This is a genomic window from Butyrivibrio sp. AE3009 (assembly GCF_000420845.1).
Lineage (GTDB): Bacteria > Bacillota > Clostridia > Lachnospirales > Lachnospiraceae > Butyrivibrio.
This window is the reverse complement of the sequence record NZ_ATVS01000001.1, coordinates 264,094-283,889: the sequence shown is the minus strand read 5'-3', so window position 1 is coordinate 283,889 and position 19,796 is coordinate 264,094. Positions and strand designations below refer to the sequence as shown.

Here is a 19,796-nt window from a genome sequence, read left to right as displayed (position 1 = left end):
CTTCAGTGGACAATATACCGTGCCTCGTTGGTCAAGCGGTTAAGACGCTGCCCTCTCACGGCAGAATCAGCGGTTCGATTCCGCTACGAGGTATTGAATGTTTTATAACAGCCCAACCCGATTTCCTAAGCCACTTTGGTTTAGGATTTTTTTTGTCCATTTTTCTTTTCCCATTTAGTCATATCTACTAGGTTTTCACTTTTTGCCACGATCAGGGATACCGCAATATCTCCCGTGGTGTTTGAAACAGTTCTTATCATATCGAGAATGGCATCAATTCCGAGAACGAGGCCCACTGCTTCAACGGGAACCTCCAGGTGAGCAAGAAGAATGCTCAAGAAAACCATATTTGCTCCGGGAATACCGGGAACGCTGACAGAAAGCATGACGATGGTAAAGTCCAGATTTTTTTGCTGGATTCACCTACTGCGATGGAAGCAATATTTGTTTTATTGGGCGAATTCAATAATAGAATAGATGCGGCTTTATGACATTTGCGACTTCTCAAATTCAGATAATATCTAATATAATAAGGGCTATGATTGTGAAAAGAGGATAAGGAGTACTATTTGGGATGAAAATGCCTAAAATGAAACTGTATTTGGCAAAACCGGATTTGGTTTATTTCGAGCAGTTCAATGAAATGATGAAAGAGTGGTGCGAGAGCGGAACTCAGATTGCCCCTTGGTTACCCATGGATTTTTCATGCATACACTGATATCGGTTATGAAGCAGAACGGATTCAAAGAAGATAAATCAAGTCTTCACTATAAAAATGGAGAGATGATCATTCTAAGAAAATGAGTGATTGACTATGCCCTTAGGGCATGTATTATGCTTGGCACAAGTAAACATATAAAGGAGAGCAACAATGATTTTTAAATACTGCGCAGAATGCGGACATAAACTTGATGAAATAAGACTTGGGGATGACGACTGCAAGATCTGCCCAGCCTGCAAAAGAATATACGGCAACAATCCCCTGCCTGTAGTGGAAGTGCTGGTGGTGAACGAGCTCAACGAAGTTCTTCTCCTTAAGCAGAACTACATATCCGAGGATAAGTGGACTGTAGTTTCAGGCTACATGGTAGAGGGGGAGACCATCGAGGAAGCTGTGGCCAGAGAGGTAAAGGAAGAGACCGGCCAGACAGTAAACAGATGCCAGTATGTATCCAGTTACTATTTTGAACTCAAGCAGCTTATCATGATCGGCTTCATCGCATATGTAAATAAGAGCGACTTCGCAGATTCTGTAGAGGTGGACGACCTTAAGTGGTACAAGCTGGATGAGGTGGAGCCTGTGATAGCCAGAGTAAACAATTGCTCCGGAATGCATTTTGACAAGTGTAAAGAATATTTGGTGTGAAAAATGACAAAACAGATAGGCGTAATTTCAGATATACACAGCAACTACACCGCTTTTAAGGCAGCGGCGGAATATATGATTGGCAGGGGAATCACAGAGTTTTTTCTCCTGGGGGACTATGTGTCCGATACCACCGACGCTGTTGAGACAATGCAGTATATGCGGGAACTCATGGGAAAATACAAGGTGACTGCCATAAGGGGAAATCGCGAGGATTATCTTCTGGGGCAGAGAAAGGTTATTCGCGGGGAGTCCGATGAACCGCTCTGGATCTACAATTCAGCCTGTGGCAACCTTCTTTACACCTATGAACTGCTGACGGACGAGGATCTGGATTTCTTCGAATCCATGCCAATTTCTTTTAAGTATGATTGCCCGGGCTATCCTGCCATAATTTGCTGCCACGGTTCACCGGAAAACAGCCGGGAGCTTCTTTTGGCCAAGGATGGCAGTGCCGAGAGCTGGCTTAAGAAGGTTGATACCGACTATATTGTTGCCGCTCACACCCATATTCAGACTGAGCTTGAGGCAGAGGGAAAGCACTATTTCAACACCGGCTCCACAGGAATAGCCATACATGCCCCGGGACAGGCCCAGTGCCTGATTCTTCACGGCTATGATGAGAACGAACCGGAAGGCCCCTCATGGAAAGCGGAGCTTTTAAATATCCCCTATGATGTGGATTATGTTATTGATGCTCTTTATGAAAAGGGCCTTATGGATAAGGGAAAATGGTTTATTGCCAACAACGTTTATGTGCTGAAAACAGGCAAAGACATCACTGTGGACTTTTTGAAAAAAGCCGCAAGTCTCCAGGAAGAGGCCACAAAGGAGCCTGTGACCTGGCCTTATATCGAGGAAGAATATTTTACCGAGGCCGCAAAGATTGTAGGGATTCCGGATTACAGGGAGCGGGCATGAAGATAAAGATCGGCGAATTTCACTTTACGGAATGTTGGGATGGCGTGCTGTATAAAAAACTGTCGGATTATCCCAATATTTCTGAGTGGGAAATACAGACGATATATGACTTCATGAAGTATGAAGCAAGTTCGCCCCCCGATGAAGTCGACAAGTATGCGTGGAAATTCGGGAGAACTGGCGCTTGAACATGATTTTGACATGGTTTGTCACCTCTGTGAACATACACAATATTATACAATAAAAGATGATATAGCGAATATAATGTTCATAAGGAGTAAGATATGGAACTTATAGGTGAAGTAAAACTATTGGGAGATGGATATGCGGGCGGTTTTTCCTGCGGCATGAGTATGTGCTCCAGTGATACCTTCTGGGGACTTAAGAAAACCGGTTCTGCAGATACGGGAAAAGAGCGTTTGGATACATATGAGGATGACAGGCACCATATTCTTAAGGTTCATGAAAAGGAAGATAATGCCGCAAAGAGAGTTTTCGCGGAATTTGTGAACGGCAGTGACAAAGAAGCTGTGCTTGAGATGATCGCTTCTTTTGCATTATCCGGAGTAAAGGCTGACAAGATCCACAGGCTCCTTAGCTTCTGGAGTGCGGAGGGCAAGCTAAGGACTGAGACTATAGAAGATCTTCATCTGGAAAAATCCTGGAATGGCTGCTCCACAAGAGTGTTCAAATTTGGAAATGTGGGCTCTATGCCTGTGAGAAAGTATTTTCCTTTCGTGGCTCTTGAGAATTCTGAGTCCGGACATATTGTGGGAATCCTTATGGGACTTGCTTCCTCCTGGCAGATAGAGGTTTCATGCAAGAAAACCCAGGAATTTCTTGTGATGGGCGGAATAGCAGACAGGGATTTTGGCCACTGGATAAAAAAACTTGCGCCGGGGGAGAGCTTTATAACCCCGGATGCCATTATTGCTGAAGGCAGTTCTCTGGAAGAGGTGTGCGACAAACTGGTGAAGGCGCAGCATCCGGATATTTCACCCGTGGATGATCACATGGGTATCATGTTTAACGAATACTGCACCAGCTGGGGCAATCCTACCATTGATAGCATCAGAAAACAGGCGGATGTTCTTGAGGGCAAAGGAATCCAGTATTTTGTCATTGATTCCGGCTGGTACGGGCTTAAGAACGACTGGGCTGAGAGCGTAGGCAACTGGGAAGTGAACAGGGATATTTTCCCCAATGGTATGAAGGAAGCTGCGGATTATATAAGGTCCAAGGGCATGATCCCGGGACTTTGGTATGAGATGGAGGTTGTGGGACCTCACAGCCCTTATTTTGATAAAACGGAATATCTGCTTAAAAAGGACGGATATCCCCTGACTGTTGCGGGACGCCGTTTCTGGGATATGGAGAATCCGTGGGTTATCGAGCATCTGTCAGAGAAGGTGATTAAACACCTTAAGGATTGCGGTTTTGGATATATTAAGGTGGACTATAACGACTCCATAGGAATCGGCTGCGATGGCGGAGACAGTCTTGGAGAAGCTCTTTTTACCAAGGTTCAGGGAACAAGGAAGTTCTTTAAAAAAATGAAGGAAGAGATTCCGGATCTGGTAATAGAGAATTGTTCCAGCGGCGGCCACAGACTTGTTTATTCAATGATGGAGATTGCAAGTCAGGCAAGCTTTTCAGATGCCCATGAGACCAAGGCAATTCCTCTTATTGCGGCAAATGTGCACAGGGTGATAAGGCCTGATCAGACGCAAGTTTGGGCGGTGCTTAGAAAAGATGATGACAGGACCCGCCTTGAGTATTCTCTGATTAACACCTTTTTTGGAAGAATGTGCCTTAGTGGTGATATTTATGATCTGGCGGACTGGCAGTGGGATATCGTAAAGGCCGGCATGGAATTTTATGATAAGGCAAAGGATATTATAAAATACGGCACAACTACGCTGCAGCAGTACACCACAAACAGCTACAACAATCCTACAGGCAATCAGCTTTATGTAAGAAAGTGGCAGGATAAGGAACTGGTTCTTTTCCACAGATTTGCTGATTCCTCTGACAATACCTATGTGATTCCCGAGGGGAAAAGGGTGCTTGCGGAGTTTGGAAGGGCTGAAAGTGACTTTTCTGCTAATGCTATGATAATAGGGACTTGACGAAAAGTCGTTTTTGTGGTATTTTAAGCGTGGAACTAGGAAGTGGGCTTGCGAAGAGCCCACTTTTTTGCTGCATAGACAATTGGTTGTCATGCATGTACTTAATGAGGTATACGTTTTTATGAAGAAGAGCGATATTGAAGCTAAGACCGAGGCTCTCCTTACTCCCATCGCTGAGAAATGCGGTGTTTCCATCTACGACGTTGAATATGTCAAGGAAGCGGGAGAATGGTATTTAAGGGCCTATATCGACAAGGAAGGCGGCGTCAACATCAATGACTGCGTGGATGTGAATCATGCACTTTCGGATGCGCTGGATGCCGACGATTTTATTGAAGAGGCCTATACACTTGAGGTTTCAAGTCCCGGACTTGGAAGACAGCTCAAGAAGGACAGACATTTTGCCAACAGCATAGGACAGGATGTTGAGCTCAAGCTCTTTAAGCCCAGAGAGGGAGTTAAGGAGTTTGCCGGTACACTTAAGGGTTTTGATGAGACCACAGTTACCGTTGATATAAATGGAACAGATGAAGTTTTTGTAAGAAAAGAAATATCAGTGATCAAACTTGCACTTGATTTTTGATTAAAAAAGGAGATTACCATGAGTAAAGAATTAATGGATGCCCTTGACCTTTTGGAGAAGGAGAAGAACATCAGCAAGGATTCTCTGTTTGATGCAATCGAGAATTCACTTATCACAGCCTGCAAGAATAACTTCGGCAAGGCAGACAACGTAAGAGTTGAGGTTGACAGAAACAACTGCGACTTCAGATGCTTCGCAGAGAAGGAAGTAGTTGAGACTGCAGATGACGTTATGGATCCTATGATCGAGATCTCCCTGGATGATGCCAAGAAGATCAGCAAGAAGGCTGCAGTAGGCGATATGGTTGAGGTTCCTCTTAATTCCAAGGAATTCGGACGTATTGCTACCCAGAACGCCAAGAACGTTATTCTTCAGAAGATCCGTGAGGAAGAGCGTGGTGCTATCTATAACGAGTATTTCGAGAAGGAGCATGACATCGTAACCGGTGTTGTTCAGAGATTTGTAGGAAGAAATGTCAGCATCAACCTGGGCCGTGCAGATGCTCTTTTGAACGAGAACGAGCAGGTTAAGACAGAGACCTACAGACCTACACAGCGTATCAGAGTATACGTTCTTGAGGTTAAGAACGGTTCCAAGGGACCCAGAATTCTTGTATCCCGTACACATCCCGATCTTGTTAAGAGACTTTTCGAGCAGGAAGTTGCCGAGATTCAGGACGGAACAGTAGAGATCAAGTCAATCGCAAGAGAAGCCGGCAGCAGAACCAAGATTGCCGTATATTCCAACAACCCTAACGTTGATGCGGTTGGTGCCTGCGTAGGTGTTAACGGCGCTAGAGTTAATCTCATCGTTGATGAGCTTAACGGCGAGAAGATCGATGTTATCAACTGGGATGAGAACCCCGGTAACCTTATTCAGAATGCTCTTTCACCTGCCAAGATCGTAGCAGTATTTGCTGATCCCGATGAGAAGAGCGCCAAGGTTGTTGTTCCTGATTATCAGCTGTCACTTGCCATCGGTAAGGAAGGTCAGAACGCAAGACTTGCAGCAAGACTTACAGGCTACAAGATCGATATCAAGAGCGAGACTCAGGCTAAGGATGCTCCCGGATTCAGAATGGAAGATTATCTGGATGACGAAGATTATGATGAGGAGTACGAGGAGTACGAAGAAGGCGAGTACGAAGAGGGTGAGTACGAGGAAGGCGAGTACGAGGAATCTGAGGAAGCCGGAGAAACAGAGGAATAATTATGCCTAAAAAGATTCCGATGAGAAAATGCGTCGGCTGCGGAGAGATGAAGGAGAAGAAGGAACTTATCAGGGTTATCAAGACACCCGAGGATGAGATACTTCTTGATACTACGGGAAGGGCCAACGGCCGCGGAGCCTATGTGTGCAACAATGCAGAGTGCTTCAGGAAGGCAGTTAAGAACAAGGGCCTTGAACGTTCCCTTAAATCACGGATCCCGGACGATGTTACCTTGCGAATTGAGAAGGAGCTTGGATAAAATATTGGATTCTAACAAGATATATTCATTACTTGGTTTATGCATGCGTGCCGGCAAGCTCCAGAGCGGTGAGTTTTCCGTGCTGGAAGCCATAAGGCATAAAAAAGCTGAACTGGTTATCATAAGTGAGGATGCTTCTGATAACACCAGGAAAAAGTTCAGTGATAAATGTAGTTATTATAACGTTCCCATGATCTTTTTCGGAAACAAAGAAGATCTGGGACATGCAATTGGTAAGGATGTTCGAACAAGCCTTGCGGTTATGGACGAAGGCTTTGCAAAAACGCTTCGAAAGAACTACCTTGAATAAAAAGTACGGAGGAAATGTGAATGGCAAAAATTAAAATATCCGAACTTGCCAGTGAGCTTGGATGCGAAGGAAAAGAGCTTATCAGCTTTTTACAGGAGAAGGGAATAGAAGCGAAGCGTTCGAACAGTTCCATAGAGGAGGGTGATGCTGAGATTGCAAGAAAGCATTTTGGCAAATCTGCTCCCAAGGCTGCTCCGGCAGAGAAGAAAGAGGAAGCTCCCGCTCCAAAGGCTGACAAGCCTGCAGAGCAGAAGCCTGCTACAGCTTCAGAGCAGAAGCACGTTAAGAAGCCTGCTCCCGAAGCCGGAGACGCTCCCAAGAAAAAGAAAAAGATTATCATGGTAACCAATGCCGGCAATTCCAAGATGGGCGGTTATAACGGACAGGGTTCCAATAACCAGGGAAATGGCGGAAACAATCAGCGCCGTGATAACAGAGATAACAGGGATAACAGAAACGGCGGACAGAGGAAGACCTTTGCTCAGTCCCAGAACGTTTATCATCCCATTAAGCCTTTGACAGCTCCTTCACAGCTCGAGAGCTACAACACACCTGTTAACAAGTCTGTTGCTCCCAAGCCACAGCCCAAGAAGGAAGCTCCTGTTGAGGTTGTAACACCTGTTGTAGAGGTTAAGCCTGCAGCAGCTCCTCAGCCCGCACCTCAGGTACAGGCTCAGGCACAGCCTCAGGTTCAGACACCTGCTCCCGAGAACAAGCAAAGAGAGGTAAGGGAGAACAGAGAGCCTGCTAATAACAATCGTCAGGATAACAGAAACTTCCAGCCTCGTGATAACAGGGCCGGCGGAAACAGAGACAACAGAGGCGGTCAGGGCGGCAATCGTCAGGATGGAAGAGGCTTCCAGCCCCGTGATAACAGAGACGGCGGTAATAGAGGCGGTCAGGGCGGCTTCCGCAGAGACGGACAGAACCAGGGCGGTTTCGGCGGTCGTGACAATCAGGGTGGAAGACCCGGCCAGGGCGGCAAATTCGGTGCAGGCAAGGACAACAAGTTCGGCGGCAACAAGTTTGACAAGCAGGGCGGCGGAAGATCCGGTGGTTTCGAGGCTCCCGTAAAAGAGGGCGGTAACCACAGAGACGAAGAAAGACGTCGCATGGGCCAGGAGAAGGATAAGAGAAACAAGAAGGATCTTGCTTATGAGCAGGAAGAGATGATGCCAAGAAGTAAGAGAGTCGGCAGATTCATCAAGCCTGAGGTTAAGAAGGTGGAGGAGCCTGAGGAGCAGATCAAGGTTATCACTATCCCTGAGAAGGTTTCCATCAAGGAGCTTGCAGAGAAGATGAGAATGCAGCCTTCTGTTATCATCAAGAAGCTCTTTATGGCAGGCCAGATTTCAACAGTTAATACAGAGCTTTCCTATGAGGAAGCTGAGAATATAGCTATCGAGTACGATATCATCTGCGAGAAGGAGGTTCCTGTAGACGTTATCGAGGAACTTCTTAAGGAGGAAGATGACGCAGAAGAGACACTTAAGAAGCGTCCTCCGGTTGTCTGCGTAATGGGTCACGTTGACCATGGTAAGACATCACTTCTTGATGCTATCCGTAAGACCTCTGTAACTGACAGAGAGGCAGGTGGTATCACACAGAGAATCGGTGCTTATACTGTATCTGTAAATGATCAGAAGATCACATTCCTTGATACTCCCGGTCATGAAGCATTCACAGCTATGCGTATGCGTGGTGCCAATTCTACAGATATCGCAGTACTTGTAGTAGCTGCCGATGACGGTGTTATGCCTCAGACAGTAGAGGCTATCAACCATGCCAAGGCTGCAGAGGTTGAGATCATCGTTGCGGTTAACAAGATTGATAAACCCAATGCAAATATAGACAGAGTTAAGCAGGAAATGACCGAGTACGGTCTTATTTCCACAGATTGGGGCGGAACAACAGAGTTCGTTCCCGTATCAGCCAAGTCCGGAGAGGGTATTGAGGACCTCCTTGAGACCATAATTCTTACAGCTGATATCCTTGAGCTCAAGGCTAACCCCGACAGACAGGCAAGAGGTCTTGTACTTGAGGCAAGACTTGATAAGGGACGTGGTCCCGTTGCCAACGTACTTGTTCAGAAGGGTACACTTCATGTAGGTGACTTCATTTCTGCAGGTGCAAGTTCAGGTAAGGTAAGAGCGATGGTAGACGATAAGGGCAACAAGCTTAAGGAAGCTCTTCCTTCACAGCCTGTTGAGATACTTGGTCTTTCAGATGTTCCCAATGCAGGTGAAGTATTCCTTGCACATGAGACAGACAAGATGGCCAAGCAGTATGCCAACACATACCTTCAGCAGCACAAGAAAGACCTTATCGAAGAGACCAAGGCTAAGATGTCCCTTGATGACCTTTACTCCAAGATTGAGGAAGGCAGACTTCAGGAACTTGATATCATTATCAAGGCTGACGTTCAGGGTAGCGTAGAGGCCCTTAAGCAGTCACTTCTCAAGCTTTCAAATGATGAAGTTGTTGTTAAGGTTATCCACGGTGGCGTAGGTGCTATCAATGAGTCTGATGTTACTCTTGCTGCTGCATCTAATGCTATCATTATCGGATTTGACGTTCGTCCCGATGCTACTGCTAAGAGCATGGCTGAGCATGAAGGTGTTGAGATTAAGCTCTACAAGGTTATCTACCAGGCAATCGAAGAGATCGAGTACGCTATGAAGGGTATGCTTGCTCCCGTATACGAAGAGAGAGTTACAGGACATGCCGAGGTTCGTGCTATCTTCAAGGCTTCCAAGGTTGGTAACATTGCCGGTGCCTTTGTTAAGGACGGTATCATCAAGAAGGATTGCAAGGTTCGTATCTCAAGAGACGGCGAGCAGATCTTCGAAGGTGATCTTGCATCCCTTAAGAGATTCAAGGATGATGTCAAGGAAGTTAAGGAAGGCTTCGAGTGCGGTCTTGTATTCGACGGCTTTGATCAGATCCATGAAGGCGATTTTGTAGAAGCTTACGAGATGGTTGAGGTTCCTCGCCAGTAATGATCCGTATATCGCGGAGGAAAATATATGCGTAAAAACAGTAACAAAAATAAAAGAATAAACGGAGAGGTAATGAAGGTTATTTCAGAAGCCATCCGTTACAGTAAAGATCCCAGGATCAGCCCCATGACCTCTGTTATGGACGTGGAGGTTGCTCCTGACCTTAAGACCTGCAAGGTCTGGGTCACAGTCATGGGTAATGACGAAGACAGAGACAGAACCGCAGAGGGGCTTAAGAGCGCCGCAGGCTATATCCGTTCAACCCTTGCCAAGGAGCTGAATATGAGATATACACCTGAGCTTAGATTCATCATGGACGATTCCATCGAGTATGCAATCAATATGTCCAAGATGATCGACGAAGTAACTGCCAAGGATAACGAGGCAAGACTTGCCAGAGGCGAAGAATTAGAAGAATCTGAGGAAGAGTTCTCAGATGAAGATGAAGAGTAAGGAAGTAAGAGATGAAGATTGATGAGTTATTAGGCGGTGTCAAAACCGTAGCGATCAGTGGCCATGTAAGACCTGACGGAGACTGCATAGGCTCCTGCATGGGAATGTACCTTTACATAACTAAGAACTATCCTGATATAAGGGTAGACGTTTTTCTTGAGGACGTTCCACCGGAGCTTCAGTTCATTAAGGACAGTGACAAGATAAACACTTCTTTTGAGACAGATGTTGACAGCTATGACCTGTTTATCTGCCTTGACTGTGAGAAGGGAAGACTTGGCGGTTCAGAGCCGATTTTTGATGCAGCGAAGAAGACCTTCAATATCGATCATCATATCAGCAATACCGGAACCGGAGATATCACATATGTGGTTCCCACAGCCAGCTCAGCCTGCGAACTTGTTTTTGACTGTGTTGAGGAAGACAAGCTTGATATTGAGGCTGCCAAGGCTATTTACACAGGTATGGTTACTGACACCGGAGTGTTCAAGTACAATTCCACATCACCCAAGACGCTTCAGGTTGCTGCCAAGCTCATCGGTTACGGCTTTGATTTTACCAGCCTTATCGATCACGTATTTTACGAGAAGACCTATCTTCAGAATCAGATCCTTGGAAGAGCGCTTCTTGAGAGCATCCTTCTTCTCGACGGAAGAGTATGCGTTTCGGTTGTTTCCAAGCAGACTATGGAGTTCTATAACTGCACAGGCGGCGATCTCGACGGTATTGTCAATCAGCTGATGTTCACTATCGGAGTTGATTGTGCGATATTCATGTATGAGAACGAGCCAATGGAGTACAAGGTAAGCCTTAGAAGTAACGGAGCTGTTAATGTATCCAAGATAGCTCAGGTATTTGGCGGCGGTGGACATGTACGTGCTTCAGGTTGTACCATGAACGGTACGGCTCATGATGCGATCAACGCTATCACCAAGTACATCCATATGCAGCTTGAAGGAACAGAAGAATAATACAGACTTTAATCCCACCTTGATATTTGAGGATATCCCGGTGGGATTATTTTTCTTAATGGAGAAACAGGATTTAATGGCAAATAAGTATAACGGACTTATAAATATCTACAAGGAGCCCGGATTTACATCCAACGATGTTGTGGCCAAATTAAGGGGAATACTTAAGCAGAAAAAGATCGGTCACACCGGAACTTTGGATCCCGACGCTGTGGGAGTTCTGGTGGTATGTCTCGGAACGGGAACCAAGCTGGTGGAGATGCTTACAGATCATGATAAGGAGTATATCGCAGTTTGCAAGCTTGGTGTCACCACGGACACCCAGGATATGTCCGGAACTGTGGTTGACAGTAGAGAGGTCAATGTCACCGGAGAGCAGCTTCGCGAAGCGGTACAGGCTTTTGTGGGTGACTACGATCAGATACCTCCCATGTATTCCGCTATCAAACAGAACGGCAAAAAGCTCTATGAGCTGGCCCGTGAAGGAATTGAGGTGGAGAGAAAGCCCAGAAAGGTCCATATCAGTGCGATCACTATTCTGGATGATGAGCATCTTGGGGATGAGCACGTTTTTACCATGGAGGTTAAGTGCTCCAAGGGAACCTATATCAGAACTCTTTGTCACGATATCGGACTGTCACTTGGCTGCGGCGCCGCCATGGCTCAGCTGGCAAGAACCAGAGTGGGAGCCTTTGGAATAGATACGGCTATTCCGCTGTCCAAGGTTGAGGAGCTTAGAGATAACGGCACTCTTATGGACATTATCGAGTCCCCGGAGTATATTTTCAGAGACCTTGATGCTATTCATGTTAAAACGTCCGCAAGAGGTCTTCTCGAAAACGGCAACAGCTTCAGGAAAGACAACCTGGTGGATGAGAATCCCGATGGGGTCAATGATACCGAATATGACGATGAGATGTTCAAGGAAGGCAACGAATTCAGAGTATACGGCGAAGACGGCACCTTCTTTGGCATATACAGATACAGCGCAAAAAAGAAGACCTTCGATGTGGACAAATTCTTTTTTGAAAAATAATCCTACGAAAGAAACAGATTGATGCAGATAATTTCAGGAACAACAGAATTTCAGATAGACGGAAAAAGCGCCGTTGCAATAGGCAAATTTGACGGAATTCATTTGGGACACAGGAAGCTCCTTAATTATATTCTGGAGCAGAAGGTGGATGACCTTATGGCGGTGGTTTTTACCTTTGATCCGTCGCCGGAAGAATTCTTTCTGGGGAAAGCGGTCAGGCAGCTTTTTACCAGGGAGGAGAAGAGGAAAGCCTTCGAAGAGATTGGCATTGATGTGCTCATTGAATTTCCGCTGACAGCAGAGACTGCCGCAACACCGCCGGAGGATTTTGTTAAGAAGATACTGGTTGAGAAGCTTCATGCCGGGTACATAGCTGCCGGCACCGATGTTTCCTTCGGAGACAAGGGAAGGGGCGATCAGCACCTCTTAAGGAGCCTGTCCAAGGAGTGTGGCTACGAGCTGGAGCTTATTGAGAAGGTACGTATCGACGGCGATGAGGTCAGCTCCACAAGAGTGAGGAACGAAGTAGCCGATGGCAACATGGCCATGGTAAAAAGGCTTCTTGGTGGAGAGTACAGCGTAGGCGGTGAGATTGAACACGGCAATCATATCGGTCACACCATCGGGGTTCCCACGGTCAATGTTATCCCGCCTGAGAATAAGCTTCTTCCGCCCTTTGGAGTGTACGCCAGCAAGGTATATCTTGATGGAAAAGAATATCGCGGTATGACCAATATAGGGAGAAAACCCACTATTTCCGAGAAGGAAAAGGTTGGTGTTGAGACCTATATCTATGACTTTGATAAAGATGTGTACGGAGAATACGCACGGATCGCGCTGGAGAGGTTTGTGAGACCGGAGATGAAGTTTGATAGCCTTGAGGCGCTGAAAGAACAGATACAGAGCGATATTGAGGCTGCCAGGCAGTGAGATGATATTAAGGTGCCTGTCCCCATCAACAAACTGTGAACGTAAATGTCTGTCGGAATTCTGTGTTGTTCACAATTTGTTAATGGGGACAGGCACCTATTAATGGTAAAATATAATATAAATTAACGGAGGTATAACTATGGATTATAAAGCAAGATACAACGAATGGCTTGAACATCTTGAGGACAACGATCCTCTCAAAGCTGAACTTTTGAATATCAAAGACAACGACAAGGAGATCGAGGAGCGTTTTTACCAGGATCTTGCATTTGGTACCGCAGGTCTTCGCGGCAAGGTTGGTGCAGGAACCAATATGATGAACTTCTTTACTGTTGGTAAGGCTTCTCAGGGTATTGCCGACTACATCGTAGAATCAGGCAAAGAGAATATGGAGAAGGGTGTTATCATCGCCCATGATCCCAGACATTTTTCCAAGGAATTCTCACAGCTGGCAGCAGGTATCTTTGCAGCTAACGGCATCAAGGTTTATACCTTCCCGGATCTGCGCCCTACTCCTGAGCTGGCTTTCATGATCAGAAGACTGGGAACAGTTTCAGGAATTAACATCACAGCATCACATAATCCCAAGGAATATAACGGCTACAAGGCTTATTGGGACGACGGATGTCAGGTTTCATCAGATGTTGCTGACGGAATGACAGAGAAGATCAACGCTGTTGACATCTGGAGCGGCATTAAGAAGTCTGATTTTAACGAGGGCGTTAAAGCAGGCAAGATCATTGTTCTCGGTGAAGAATATGACAGAGAATATCTTGATAAGATCGAGGGTATGGCAATTCATGAGGGAGATGAGCTGGATCTTTCCATTCCGCTGGTTTACACACCTCTTAACGGCTGCGGATCAATTCCTTTCAGACAGATGCTGACAGACAGAGGCTTCAACAACTGGAAAATCGTTCCTGAACAGGAAAATCCCGATCCTGATTTTACTACAGTTGGATATCCCAACCCTGAGGATCCCAAGGCATTTAAGCTCTCAGAGCAGTACGGAAGAGAATTTGGAGCTGAACTGTTAATGGCTACTGACCCTGATTCCGATAGATTTGCTATCGAGATCAGAGATGACAAGGGCAATTATATTCCTCTTAACGGCAATCAGACAGGATATATTCTTGTTAATTATGTCCTTGAGGGAAGAAAAGATGCAGGCACACTTCCTGCCAAGGGAGCAATGGTTAAGTCTATCGTTACTTCAACCCTTTCAACCATAATGGCTAAGGCCTACGGCGTAGAGATGTTTGAGACCCTTACAGGCTTCAAGAACATCTGCGGTAAGATTCCTTACCTCCATGAGAACGGATACACCTACCTCTTTGGTTATGAGGAGTCTGTAGGTTATGCTGTATGCGAGGATATCCGTGATAAGGACGGAATCTCAGCAGGTATGCTTGTTGCAGAGGCTGCAGCATATTATCGCAAGCAGGGCAAGACCCTTTGGGATGTTCTTCAGGAGATTTATGCCAAGTACGGTTTCTTTGCTGAGGATGAGCCCAACATGGTTCTTGAGGGAATCCCCGGAGCACAGCGTATTCAGCGTATGATGAAGTGGTTCAGAGAGAACCTTCCTACAGAGGTTGCAGGAGCCAAGGTTGAGAAGGTTATCGATTATATTGAAGGCTTCGAGGATATTCCACCTCAGAATGCCATCAGACTGTTCCTTGATAACGGCAGCTGGTTTGCTGTAAGACCTTCAGGAACAGAGCCCAAGATCAAATTCTACTTCTATTCCAACAGGGACAGCAGAGAGAATGCTCTTGAGACCAATAAGAAGATCAAGGAAGAGATTTTTGCACTGATAAATAGTGTTGAATAATTCCTGAGGTTTGTATATGATTTAAGGCATTGGAAGTAATATTCCAATGCCTTATTTTTGTAAGTAGTGTTGGTGGGAAGTAATAAATGAACAAAGATAATACGATTTTCTCAAGGAGCATGAAGAAGACACATACTATCTATATGCCTGACATGCTCCATTATCATAATGATTTTCTCATTGCTGCCTTTGGACTTGGCGGCTACAAGCTGGATATTGTTCCGGAATATTATGAATTTCCGGACAATATGCTGTCTCTTGTTAATTCCGGATATTGCACCTGTGCAATGGATATCATCGGCAATCTCATGGCTCATATTGAATCAGATAATACGGACAAGGAGCATATGGCTATCCTTGAACCTCAGGCGGGAGGCGCCTGCAGAGCAGGTAATTACTACGACCTGATCATTCAGTGTGTCAAGAAAAGCGGATATAGGATTCCGGTTCTGTCATTGAATTTCAGAGGCTCTGAAGCTCATCCGGGCTTTAAGATCGGTCCTAAGATGCTGTTCGGCGCCATTGCAGCGGTATGTTACGGCGATCTGTTGATGACACTGTATCAGCAGACAAGACCCTATGAGAAGATTCACGGGCAGGCTAAATGTATCTACGACGATTGGAATAAGAGGATTTCCGCTGACATAGCAGCGGGCAAGAACCTCTTTTTCAGGGAAAAAAGATATCAGGAGATCATAGACGATTTCCTCAAGATAGAACGTTTTTCCCGTGACGAGAAAAAACTCACCAGAGTTGGTATTTCAGGAGAGATATACATCAAGTGCTCACCCATAGGAAACAGGCATTTGGAGCAGTTCCTTGCTGACAACGGCATGGAATACAGAATGGAAGGCTTTTTGAATTACTGTACCTATGTCATGTTCACTGAAATGAAGTCCGCGGAACTTAACAACGCTTCCAAGGCTGAGCTTACGATTTACCAGAAGATAATCGATTATCTCAAGGGAATGCAGCACAAAATGAGTAGTCTTCTTGAAAAGAACGGCTTTTATGCGGACGGAAGTTTTGAGGAGATGAGAAAAAAGTCAGTGGATATTCTCAGCGAATATTACAACATAGGCGATGGTTGGCTCGTTATGGCAGAGGCCATGCACATGATAGAGCAGGGCTATGACAAGATACTTATCGTTCATCCCTTTGGCTGCCTTGTAAGCCATGTGGCAGAGAGAGGCGTACTTAAGAAGCTTCGCCAGTTATATCCCCACGCCAACATCAACACTATAGAATACGATTATGACCAGTCCAAGACCCTTAGAGAGAGCAGGATTTTACTGGCTACGTCTTGAAGACATTAACATCATTTACAGGAGGTAATGAGACGTTTTGAAAGGAAGCAGGAGTATGAAGACAAGAGCCTGCATAGCTTTGCTGGCAGGTATATTAACTATTTCGGGCTGCGGAAGGATAGAATATCCGGCATTACCCGATGATGCCATTGCATTTGAACTCGGAACCTTTGAAGACACGGAGAGTGATGACGCTCTGTTTGGAATGATAGAGTACAACGGCAGATCCTACATTGGCTACGGAACGATCAACAATGCTTTTAATACCAAATATATCGACGGCTGTGTAGGCTATGTCATTCAGGATGAAAACAGTTCATCTGTTGCTGACCCGGATTACAAGAATGTGAGAATATATACGCTTAAGGATGATACTGATAATAATTTCCTCATGGAATTCGATGATTCTGTGGAGCTTATGAATCAGCCTTTCTTTTACAGAGCAATTGATACGAAGGGGAAAGAAATAAAGGTGCCCGATTATATTGATGAATTGGGATATGAATTTTGGAATTGAGAGGTATGGATAATTGAACAATAAGTCATTTGATTCAAAGAGAATTGCATTGGGGTATGCTAAGAGACCCTGGCTTCACAAATCGGTAATAGAGCAGCTGAAGGTAGATTTAGGTCTGGGCGAAGACTATGTATTTGGAAACGGTCTTGATGTGGGCTGCGGAGCAGGACTTTCTACCAAGGCCCTTAGGCTTATCTGTGATAAGGTAACAGGAACGGACATCGCAGATGCCATGGTTGAAGTATGCAAGGAGCTGTATGCAGAGGATTCTGCGTTATCTTTCTATGTTGCAGGGGCAGAGGAGACTAAGATTCCTGAAGAAAAGTATGATATCGTAACTGCTGCAGGCTGCATCAACTGGGTGGATGAGAAGAGATTCATGGCAAATATGGCTCAGGTTCTTAAGAGCAATGGAGTCATCGTTATTTATGATTTTGGAATCACCGACAGAATGGCAGGAAATGGCGCCTACACACAGTGGTATCAGAACGAGTATCTGAAGAAATTCCCCAAGCCACCAAGGAAAGAGAACAAGTGGACTCAGGAGGATCTTCCCGAAGGCTTCCTCATGGAGAAGCAGACTGAATATGACATGGAGTATTCCTTCGACCTTGAGAAATTTGTGGATTTCATGCTGATCCAGTCAAATGTTAATGCACAGATAGAAAACGGAAACATCAGCACTGAAGAGGCCAGAGAATGGATGCTGGAGACACTTGCGCCTATTTTTGGCGGAGAACAAAAGAATCTTATCTTCTACGGTTACAGCTGGTATATAAGAAAAAAGTGATGATGTACTTTCGGGGGAAGGAGAAGGAAGATGTTACCAACAATAGATGAGGCACTAAAGGAACTTGAGATAGCAGGACAGCTTAATCCCGGCCCCTGGGTCAAGCACTCCATGAATACCGGAATCGCAGCCGGAAATATCGCTGAGAAGGTGCCGGGGCTGGATCCTGAGAAGGCCTATATAGTAGGTCTAATGCACGATATAGGCAGAAGGGCCGGTATAACCGATATCCCCACACATGTTTATGACGGCTATAAATACTGCATGGAAAAGGGCTGGGATGAAGCAGCAAGAATCTGCATGACTCATTCCTATCTTTTGATGAAGGATGAGTTTGATTATGAACCGGAAACCCGGCATGAGAAGGCAATAAAGGCTTATATCATGGACTGCGAAGCTGATGATTATGATAAGCTTATTCAGCTGTGTGACTCCCTGGCGGTGGATTATGGATTTGTAATCCTTGAAAAGAGATTCGTGGATGTCACAAGAAGATACGGAATCATGGAAGGTTACATTAAGGGCTGGGAAGTGGCCTTTAGTATCAAGGAATACTTTGAAAGCAGGATGGGATGCTCGGTTTACGATGTACTTCCCGATATTGGAAAGACAACTCTTTTGACACCTAAGCCCTGGAAGCCTCCGGTAAAATAATAAAAAAAGTAGTTGACTCGGCCCTTGGGGCTGCCTTTACCATATGAACATACAATATGACAACAGGAGGAAAACATGATGAAAATTGGTAGTTCAAATGATTCGGCAGCAGTAAAGGAGCAGTATGCTACTTCCAAAGGATTGGATACGAGACTGAATTTTCATGATAAGTATTCCACTAATAAGCTGGGATATGGTAATTGGACTGTATCCAATTATGAAATAAATGAAGGCATGAAGGTTTTGGAACTGGGCTGTGGCACAGGTAGTATTTGGTTAGGGCGCGACGAATTATTATCAAGGTTCGGTAAGCTTGTTATGACTGACTTATCAGAGGGGATGCTTGCTACAGCTAAAGAGAATCTGGGAGAAAGAGAGAATATAGAGTACAGACTGGCAGATATACAGAATCTCCCCTTTGAAGATAACTCTTTTGACATGGTTATAGCTAATTCCATGCTGTATCACGTGCCGGACATCAATAAAGGAATCAGTGAAGTGCGCAGAGTACTTAGGGCTGATGGGGCGTTTTACACCACAACTTTAGGTGAGAATAACTTTACTGACAAGCTTGCGGAGTGGTTTGAGCTTGGCGGTGAAAGTTTTAAACCGAACCATAACTTCACAATGCAAAATGGTGAGGGTATTTTAAGATCGGCTTTTGAAGAAGTTGAAACAAGGATCTATGAGGATTCACTTCATATAACGGACATAGATGATCTGGTAGGATATTTGTGCAGTCTTGCGTCTTTCAAGGCAATATTGGATGTTCCTGTGAATAAGATTACTGAGATACTTAAGGGACATGCAATTAATGGAACCATTGATTTACCAAAAGAGTATGGAATGCTCATCGCAAAAGGAACTAAGCATTGAAGGGGGATTGTATGTTACCTACAAGATCAGAAGCAGAGAAACTTTTGGCTGAAGCAGAAAAGTGTAATCCCGGGCCCTGGGGGAATCACAGCCGTGTGGCTGCTCATTGTGCTGAGAGAATAGCTTTAGGATGCGGTGATATGGACCCTGAGAAGGCTTATATCTTAGGACTTCTCCATGACATCGGAAGAAAGTTTGGAGTAAGACATCTGGGGCATGTCTCGGACGGCTATTCATATATGATGTCCCTTGGATATGATGAGGTGGCAAGAATATGCCTTACCCACTCTTTTAACAACATGAGAATAGATGAGTATATCGGCAGGGCGGATACTTCCGAGGAAGAATACGAACTCATCGTTGCAGAGCTTGGTAAGATTTCACTTGATGAATACGACAGGCTGATCCAGATCTGTGATGCACTGTCGGGTAGTGAAGGCGTCGTGAGCGTTGAGGATCGCATGAATGATGTGAAACGTCGATATGGCAGTTTCCCTCAGGAGAAATGGGATTCCGTCATGGCTCTGAAAACATATTTTGAAGAAAAGACCGGTAAAGACATATATGCTCTTGTTGAAAAAGAGAGCTACGCAGTCAGCTAAAACAGCGTTACTTTACAATGTGGCAATTTTATGCTAGTATATCTTAGTT

21 protein-coding genes and 1 tRNA gene are annotated in these 19,796 nt (G+C 45.2%); 21 read left to right on the top strand and 1 reads right to left on the bottom strand.

Translation table 11 applies throughout. The features are described 5' to 3' along the window. The first annotated feature begins 21 nt into the window (after nucleotides 1–21). Nucleotides 22–93: transfer RNA gene (locus tag G588_RS0101250), tRNA-Glu, on the top strand. 47 nt (nucleotides 94–140) lie between these two features. Here the strand turns inward: G588_RS0101250 and G588_RS0101245 are convergent. Continuing rightward, a complete protein-coding gene (locus G588_RS0101245) occupies nucleotides 141–386 on the bottom strand; it encodes a cation:dicarboxylate symporter family transporter (protein ID WP_022776939.1) in 246 nt (81 codons plus the stop codon). Nucleotides 387–871: 485 nt separating this feature from the next. Here G588_RS0101245 and G588_RS0101235 point away from each other — a divergent pair, with 485 nt between their 5' ends. From G588_RS0101235 to G588_RS0101145, 20 genes are all read left to right on the top strand, one after another. Continuing rightward, nucleotides 872–1,366 (top strand): NUDIX domain-containing protein, encoded by a 495-nt coding sequence (locus G588_RS0101235; protein WP_022776937.1) that lies wholly within the window; start codon nucleotides 872–874, stop codon nucleotides 1,364–1,366. A 3-nt stretch (nucleotides 1,367–1,369) separates the two neighbouring features. After that, complete coding sequence (locus G588_RS18710) at nucleotides 1,370–2,287, top strand: metallophosphoesterase family protein (protein WP_022776936.1); 918 nt, start codon at nucleotides 1,370–1,372, stop codon at nucleotides 2,285–2,287. Then, on the top strand, nucleotides 2,284–2,475 hold the full coding sequence (locus tag G588_RS18705; RefSeq protein ID WP_022776935.1) for a hypothetical protein: 192 nt from the start codon (nucleotides 2,284–2,286) through the stop codon (nucleotides 2,473–2,475). Before G588_RS18710 ends, G588_RS18705 begins: the two co-directional genes overlap by 4 nt. A 96-nt stretch (nucleotides 2,476–2,571) precedes the next feature. Next, nucleotides 2,572–4,416 carry a glycoside hydrolase family 36 protein gene (locus tag G588_RS0101225; protein ID WP_022776934.1) on the top strand — a complete coding sequence of 615 codons (1,845 nt, stop codon included), beginning with the start codon at nucleotides 2,572–2,574 and terminating at the stop codon, nucleotides 4,414–4,416. Between the two features lie 121 nt (nucleotides 4,417–4,537). Further along, a complete protein-coding gene (gene rimP, locus G588_RS0101220) occupies nucleotides 4,538–4,999 on the top strand; it encodes a ribosome maturation factor RimP (RefSeq protein WP_022776933.1) in 462 nt (153 codons plus the stop codon). Between the two features lie 18 nt (nucleotides 5,000–5,017). Then, nucleotides 5,018–6,208 carry a transcription termination factor NusA gene (gene nusA / locus G588_RS0101215; protein ID WP_022776932.1) on the top strand — a complete coding sequence of 397 codons (1,191 nt, stop codon included), beginning with the start codon at nucleotides 5,018–5,020 and terminating at the stop codon, nucleotides 6,206–6,208. A 2-nt stretch (nucleotides 6,209–6,210) separates the two neighbouring features. After that, a complete protein-coding gene (gene rnpM, locus G588_RS0101210; protein ID WP_022776931.1) occupies nucleotides 6,211–6,468 on the top strand; it encodes an RNase P modulator RnpM in 258 nt (85 codons plus the stop codon). Further along, nucleotides 6,461–6,778, top strand: a complete 318-nt coding sequence (locus tag G588_RS0101205) for a YlxQ family RNA-binding protein (protein ID WP_022776930.1) — start codon at nucleotides 6,461–6,463, stop codon at nucleotides 6,776–6,778. The genes rnpM and G588_RS0101205 overlap by 8 nt, the downstream gene beginning before the upstream one ends. 20 nt (nucleotides 6,779–6,798) lie before the next feature. Then, nucleotides 6,799–9,777: a translation initiation factor IF-2 gene (infB, locus tag G588_RS0101200; RefSeq protein WP_022776929.1), complete on the top strand. Its 2,979-nt coding sequence runs from the start codon at nucleotides 6,799–6,801 to the stop codon at nucleotides 9,775–9,777. Between the two features lie 27 nt (nucleotides 9,778–9,804). Next, nucleotides 9,805–10,230, top strand: coding sequence for a 30S ribosome-binding factor RbfA (gene rbfA, locus G588_RS0101195; protein WP_022776928.1), 426 nt, complete (start codon nucleotides 9,805–9,807; stop codon nucleotides 10,228–10,230). A gap of 11 nt (nucleotides 10,231–10,241) precedes the next feature. After that, nucleotides 10,242–11,201, top strand: coding sequence for a DHH family phosphoesterase (locus G588_RS0101190; RefSeq protein WP_022776927.1), 960 nt, complete (start codon nucleotides 10,242–10,244; stop codon nucleotides 11,199–11,201). Nucleotides 11,202–11,277: 76 nt separating this feature from the next. After that, complete coding sequence (truB, locus tag G588_RS0101185) at nucleotides 11,278–12,237, top strand: tRNA pseudouridine(55) synthase TruB (protein ID WP_035787575.1); 960 nt, start codon at nucleotides 11,278–11,280, stop codon at nucleotides 12,235–12,237. 21 nt (nucleotides 12,238–12,258) lie between these two features. Continuing rightward, a complete protein-coding gene (locus tag G588_RS0101180) occupies nucleotides 12,259–13,167 on the top strand; it encodes a bifunctional riboflavin kinase/FAD synthetase (RefSeq protein ID WP_026668503.1) in 909 nt (302 codons plus the stop codon). A 139-nt stretch (nucleotides 13,168–13,306) separates the two neighbouring features. Further along, nucleotides 13,307–15,001, top strand: a complete 1,695-nt coding sequence (locus G588_RS0101175; protein WP_022776924.1) for a phospho-sugar mutase — start codon at nucleotides 13,307–13,309, stop codon at nucleotides 14,999–15,001. 86 nt (nucleotides 15,002–15,087) lie between these two features. After that, nucleotides 15,088–16,308, top strand: coding sequence for a 2-hydroxyglutaryl-CoA dehydratase (locus G588_RS21150; protein ID WP_022776923.1), 1,221 nt, complete (start codon nucleotides 15,088–15,090; stop codon nucleotides 16,306–16,308). Nucleotides 16,309–16,363: 55 nt separating this feature from the next. Beyond that, nucleotides 16,364–16,825 carry a hypothetical protein gene (locus G588_RS0101165; protein ID WP_022776922.1) on the top strand — a complete coding sequence of 154 codons (462 nt, stop codon included), beginning with the start codon at nucleotides 16,364–16,366 and terminating at the stop codon, nucleotides 16,823–16,825. Between the two features lie 13 nt (nucleotides 16,826–16,838). After that, nucleotides 16,839–17,615 carry a class I SAM-dependent methyltransferase gene (locus G588_RS0101160; protein WP_022776921.1) on the top strand — a complete coding sequence of 259 codons (777 nt, stop codon included), beginning with the start codon at nucleotides 16,839–16,841 and terminating at the stop codon, nucleotides 17,613–17,615. 30 nt (nucleotides 17,616–17,645) lie between these two features. Further along, entirely contained in the window at nucleotides 17,646–18,269 is a 624-nt protein-coding gene (locus tag G588_RS0101155; protein ID WP_022776920.1) for an HD domain-containing protein, read from the top strand. Between the two features lie 75 nt (nucleotides 18,270–18,344). Beyond that, nucleotides 18,345–19,145, top strand: coding sequence for a class I SAM-dependent methyltransferase (locus G588_RS0101150; RefSeq protein ID WP_022776919.1), 801 nt, complete (start codon nucleotides 18,345–18,347; stop codon nucleotides 19,143–19,145). Between the two features lie 11 nt (nucleotides 19,146–19,156). After that, entirely contained in the window at nucleotides 19,157–19,747 is a 591-nt protein-coding gene (locus G588_RS0101145; RefSeq protein ID WP_022776918.1) for an HD domain-containing protein, read from the top strand. Nucleotides 19,748–19,796: the final 49 nt, after the last annotated feature.

What these genes read in the sequence shown, in the direction of transcription:
- G588_RS0101245 (WP_022776939.1), bottom strand. Translation starts at nt 386, where the DNA reads ATGCTTTCTGTCAGCGTTCCCGGTATTCCCGGAGCAAATATGGTTTTC.
- G588_RS0101235 (WP_022776937.1), top strand. Translation starts at nt 872, where the DNA reads ATGATTTTTAAATACTGCGCAGAATGCGGACATAAACTTGATGAAATA.
- G588_RS18710 (WP_022776936.1), top strand. Translation starts at nt 1,370, where the DNA reads ATGACAAAACAGATAGGCGTAATTTCAGATATACACAGCAACTACACC.
- G588_RS18705 (WP_022776935.1), top strand. Translation starts at nt 2,284, where the DNA reads ATGAAGATAAAGATCGGCGAATTTCACTTTACGGAATGTTGGGATGGC.
- G588_RS0101225 (WP_022776934.1), top strand. Translation starts at nt 2,572, where the DNA reads ATGGAACTTATAGGTGAAGTAAAACTATTGGGAGATGGATATGCGGGC.
- rimP (WP_022776933.1), top strand. Translation starts at nt 4,538, where the DNA reads ATGAAGAAGAGCGATATTGAAGCTAAGACCGAGGCTCTCCTTACTCCC.
- nusA (WP_022776932.1), top strand. Translation starts at nt 5,018, where the DNA reads ATGAGTAAAGAATTAATGGATGCCCTTGACCTTTTGGAGAAGGAGAAG.
- rnpM (WP_022776931.1), top strand. Translation starts at nt 6,211, where the DNA reads ATGCCTAAAAAGATTCCGATGAGAAAATGCGTCGGCTGCGGAGAGATG.
- infB (WP_022776929.1), top strand. Translation starts at nt 6,799, where the DNA reads ATGGCAAAAATTAAAATATCCGAACTTGCCAGTGAGCTTGGATGCGAA.
- rbfA (WP_022776928.1), top strand. Translation starts at nt 9,805, where the DNA reads ATGCGTAAAAACAGTAACAAAAATAAAAGAATAAACGGAGAGGTAATG.
- G588_RS0101190 (WP_022776927.1), top strand. Translation starts at nt 10,242, where the DNA reads ATGAAGATTGATGAGTTATTAGGCGGTGTCAAAACCGTAGCGATCAGT.
- truB (WP_035787575.1), top strand. Translation starts at nt 11,278, where the DNA reads ATGGCAAATAAGTATAACGGACTTATAAATATCTACAAGGAGCCCGGA.
- G588_RS0101180 (WP_026668503.1), top strand. Translation starts at nt 12,259, where the DNA reads ATGCAGATAATTTCAGGAACAACAGAATTTCAGATAGACGGAAAAAGC.
- G588_RS0101175 (WP_022776924.1), top strand. Translation starts at nt 13,307, where the DNA reads ATGGATTATAAAGCAAGATACAACGAATGGCTTGAACATCTTGAGGAC.
- G588_RS21150 (WP_022776923.1), top strand. Translation starts at nt 15,088, where the DNA reads ATGAACAAAGATAATACGATTTTCTCAAGGAGCATGAAGAAGACACAT.
- G588_RS0101165 (WP_022776922.1), top strand. Translation starts at nt 16,364, where the DNA reads ATGAAGACAAGAGCCTGCATAGCTTTGCTGGCAGGTATATTAACTATT.
- G588_RS0101155 (WP_022776920.1), top strand. Translation starts at nt 17,646, where the DNA reads ATGTTACCAACAATAGATGAGGCACTAAAGGAACTTGAGATAGCAGGA.
- G588_RS0101150 (WP_022776919.1), top strand. Translation starts at nt 18,345, where the DNA reads ATGATGAAAATTGGTAGTTCAAATGATTCGGCAGCAGTAAAGGAGCAG.
- G588_RS0101145 (WP_022776918.1), top strand. Translation starts at nt 19,157, where the DNA reads ATGTTACCTACAAGATCAGAAGCAGAGAAACTTTTGGCTGAAGCAGAA.